Origin of the sequence: Burkholderia sp. LMG 13014, assembly GCF_905232215.1 — a bacterium.
In the GTDB taxonomy this organism is placed as follows: Bacteria; Pseudomonadota; Gammaproteobacteria; order Burkholderiales; family Burkholderiaceae; genus Burkholderia.
This window is the reverse complement of the sequence record NZ_CAJNKE010000678.1, coordinates 1-2,917: the sequence shown is the minus strand read 5'-3', so window position 1 is coordinate 2,917 and position 2,917 is coordinate 1. Positions and strand designations below refer to the sequence as shown.

Genomic DNA, 2,917 nt, shown 5'->3' with positions numbered 1-2,917 from the left:
GCGCGGCCGGCCGCCGCGCGCTCTCGACAAGAGGAGTCAACCCACATGTCCGCACGCCCTTACAAGATCGAAGCCCAGCCGCTCGCGCAGCGCTATGCGCGCGGCTGGCACTGCCTCGGGCTCGCCCGCGACTTCAAGGACGGCAAGCCGCATACGCTGAACGCGTTCGGCCGCAAGCTCGCCGCGTTCGCCGATTCGACCGGCAAGGTCAACATCGTCGATGCGTACTGCCCGCACATGGGCGCGGACCTGAGCCTCGGCACGGTGCAGGGCGACAATCTCGTGTGCCCGTTCCACGGCTGGGCGTGGAGCGGCGAAGGGCAGTGCGCGTCGATTCCGTACTGCAAGCGGATCCCGCCGAAGGCGCGCATCGGCGCATGGCCGACCTGCGAGGAAAACAACCTGCTGTTCGTGTGGAACGACCCGGAAGGTAACGCGCCGCCGCCGGAAGTCGCGATTCCGCGCCTCGACGTGTGCTTCTCCGACGAATGGTCGGACTGGGTCGTCGACAAGATGGTGATCCAGGCCAACTGCCGCGAACTGGTCGACAACATCTCGGACGTCGCGCACTTCGCGACCGTGCACCATGCGCCGATCGACTATTTCGCGAACCTGTTCGAGGATCACAAGGCGACGCAGCTGATGGTCGGCCGCAGCGAGAAGCTCGGCGGCGACGCGCTGACCGCGCTGTCGACGTATTTCGGGCCGGCCGTGCACATCACGCAGATGACGGGGCAGAGCGGCGGGCAGCCGATCCACTCGGTGCTGCTGAACTGCCACGTGCCGATCGACATGAACAGCTTCGAGCTGCGTTACGGCGTGATCGTGAAGAAGGTGGCCGGGCTGTCCGATGCGCAGAACATGGAGATCGCGAACGCGTACGTGAAGGAAGCGCAGCGCGCGTTCTACGAGGACGTCGACATCTGGCACAGCAAGACGCGGATCGATAACCCGCTGCTGTGCGAAGGTGACGGCCCGCTGTACCAGATGCGCGACTGGTATTCGCAGTTCTACCTGGACGCGGCGGACGTGCGGCCGACGAGCGTCGCGCGCAAGGCGTTCGAGATGCGAATCCGGGAAGGCGCGGAACCGCCGGCGCTGCATCACGTGTTCGAGCCGCGGTAAAACCCGGCGAGCCGGCCGAAAAAGGGGGCGCATCGAAACAGGTCCCGTCGGCCGGCAACGCCCGCCGCATAAGGCGCACGCGGCGAGTGTGCGGGTGCGCCGCATCAAAATGACTTGACGAAACGGCCACTACCGCGTAGTGTCCATGGCCGAAGTGTTCAAGAAGTTCGATTGCTCATCATTGGCTGCACTCCGTGCGGCAGTCGTTGGTCTATCCCTCTTTTGATTCTTTATGTGCCCGTCGTGGGCGCATGTTCAATTATTCGTCATTTGTATTAAGGAAGTATTTGTGGATACCGGTACCGTCAAGTGGTTCAACGAAACCAAGGGCTTTGGTTTCATCTCCCCGGACAACGGCGGCGACGATCTGTTCGCCCATTTCTCGGAAATTCGCGGCACGGGTTTCAAGACCCTCGCGGAAGGCCAGAAGGTCAGCTTCGAAGTGAAGCGCGGCCCGAAGGGTCTGCAAGCGTCGAACATCACGCCGCAGTAAGCCGCATCGGCATCGGCCGCCAGTCGGTGGCCGCTGCCGGATGGAGTTTCGCGCGAGGCGCCGCTTTTGCGGCGCCGGCGCGTTCCGATGCGCACGACCGATGCATCGCGACATTCGCGATGCATCGGTCGTGGCGCTTCCCTCATCGCATGCCGGAACGGCGTGCAATGCAACGCCCTCGCGAAGCGCCTGCGCGCTTGGCCAGCGCATCACCGCTTCAACGCATCAACCTGAGCAGACCGCGGCCTTGTCGTAGCCGGCGCGGTCCCGACTTGCGCGGCGCCCAAGGCGCCGCCGCCACCGACCGCCTGAACGCCGCATCGCGCCGGGCTCCGATCACAAGACGGACCTTGGGTCCGTCTGAACGAACCGATACCCGGCAGCCTGCCGGTCGCCGTCCCGTCGCGGGAAACGGCGCCGGGCAGATCGCCGCGGCCGCGGTCAATCACCTTGTCTGGAGGAATTGGTTTGGCAAAAGAAGAACTGCTGGAACTGGACGGAATCGTCGACGAAGTGCTGCCGGACAGCAAATACCGTGTCACGCTGGAAAACGGCGTCGTGGTCGGCGCGTACGCGTCGGGCCGCATGCGCAAGAACCACATCCGCATTCTCGCGGGCGACCGCGTGACGCTGGAACTGTCGGTCTATGACCTCACCAAGGGTCGCATCAACTTCCGCCACAAGGACGCGAATTCCCCGCGTCCGCCGCGAACCGGCCAGCCGCGCCGTTAAGCGGTAACTATCGGCGCGGGCACGCAGCACCGCCTCGCTGATCGAATCCCGTCCGGCCGACGAGGCCGGACGAACCGGGTGGACGACACATCGCGTGCCGCCCACCGGTCGTCGTCGGCATCGTCATGCCGCGGCGGCCAATACCGCCTTCACCGGCCGCCGCGCGTGCGCAACGCTCAAGCGGCCGCGTCCCGCAGGAAATCCTCGACGATCATCGCGAAGTACGGCGGACATTCCTGCATCGGGTAATGCCCGCAATTGGGCATCGTTACGAGCCGCGCGTTCGGATGCCACGCGAGGAACGTCGCCTGCATCGCCGCTTCGTCGAGCCCCGGATCCTTGTCGCCGACGATCACCAGGAAGCGGGTGTCGAGCCCGCGGATGTCGTCGACGAAATCCGTGCCGGTCAGCATGTCGAGATATGCGAGCCGGCAATCCGGCGCCACGCGTTCGCGGTTCTGCCGCAGCTTCACGTCGGCCCAGCGCGCCGACAATCCCCCCGTCACGAATCGTACGAGCCGGCGAAACGCATCGTCATCGACGGTCGTGCTCGCGAAGAATGCGCGC

General features: G+C 65.1%; 4 protein-coding genes. 3 read left to right on the top strand and 1 reads right to left on the bottom strand.

The genetic code is table 11. The features are described from left to right. The first annotated feature begins 45 nt into the window (after positions 1 to 45). From JYJ84_RS32965 to infA, 3 genes are all read left to right on the top strand, one after another. Positions 46 to 1,125 carry a Rieske 2Fe-2S domain-containing protein gene (locus tag JYJ84_RS32965; RefSeq protein WP_122947148.1) on the top strand — a complete coding sequence of 360 codons (1,080 nt, stop codon included), beginning with the start codon at positions 46 to 48 and terminating at the stop codon, positions 1,123 to 1,125. A 289-nt stretch (positions 1,126 to 1,414) separates the two neighbouring features. Beyond that, a complete protein-coding gene (locus tag JYJ84_RS32960) occupies positions 1,415 to 1,618 on the top strand; it encodes a cold-shock protein (protein WP_006483056.1) in 204 nt (67 codons plus the stop codon). A gap of 468 nt (positions 1,619 to 2,086) precedes the next feature. Beyond that, positions 2,087 to 2,350: a translation initiation factor IF-1 gene (gene infA / locus JYJ84_RS32955; RefSeq protein ID WP_011355053.1), complete on the top strand. Its 264-nt coding sequence runs from the start codon at positions 2,087 to 2,089 to the stop codon at positions 2,348 to 2,350. A 176-nt stretch (positions 2,351 to 2,526) separates the two neighbouring features. On the opposite strand, the gene JYJ84_RS32950 is transcribed toward infA, so the two are convergent. Next, a partial coding sequence (locus tag JYJ84_RS32950) for an alpha/beta fold hydrolase (protein WP_205190004.1) occupies positions 2,527 to 2,917 on the bottom strand: 391 nt, incomplete at its 5' end.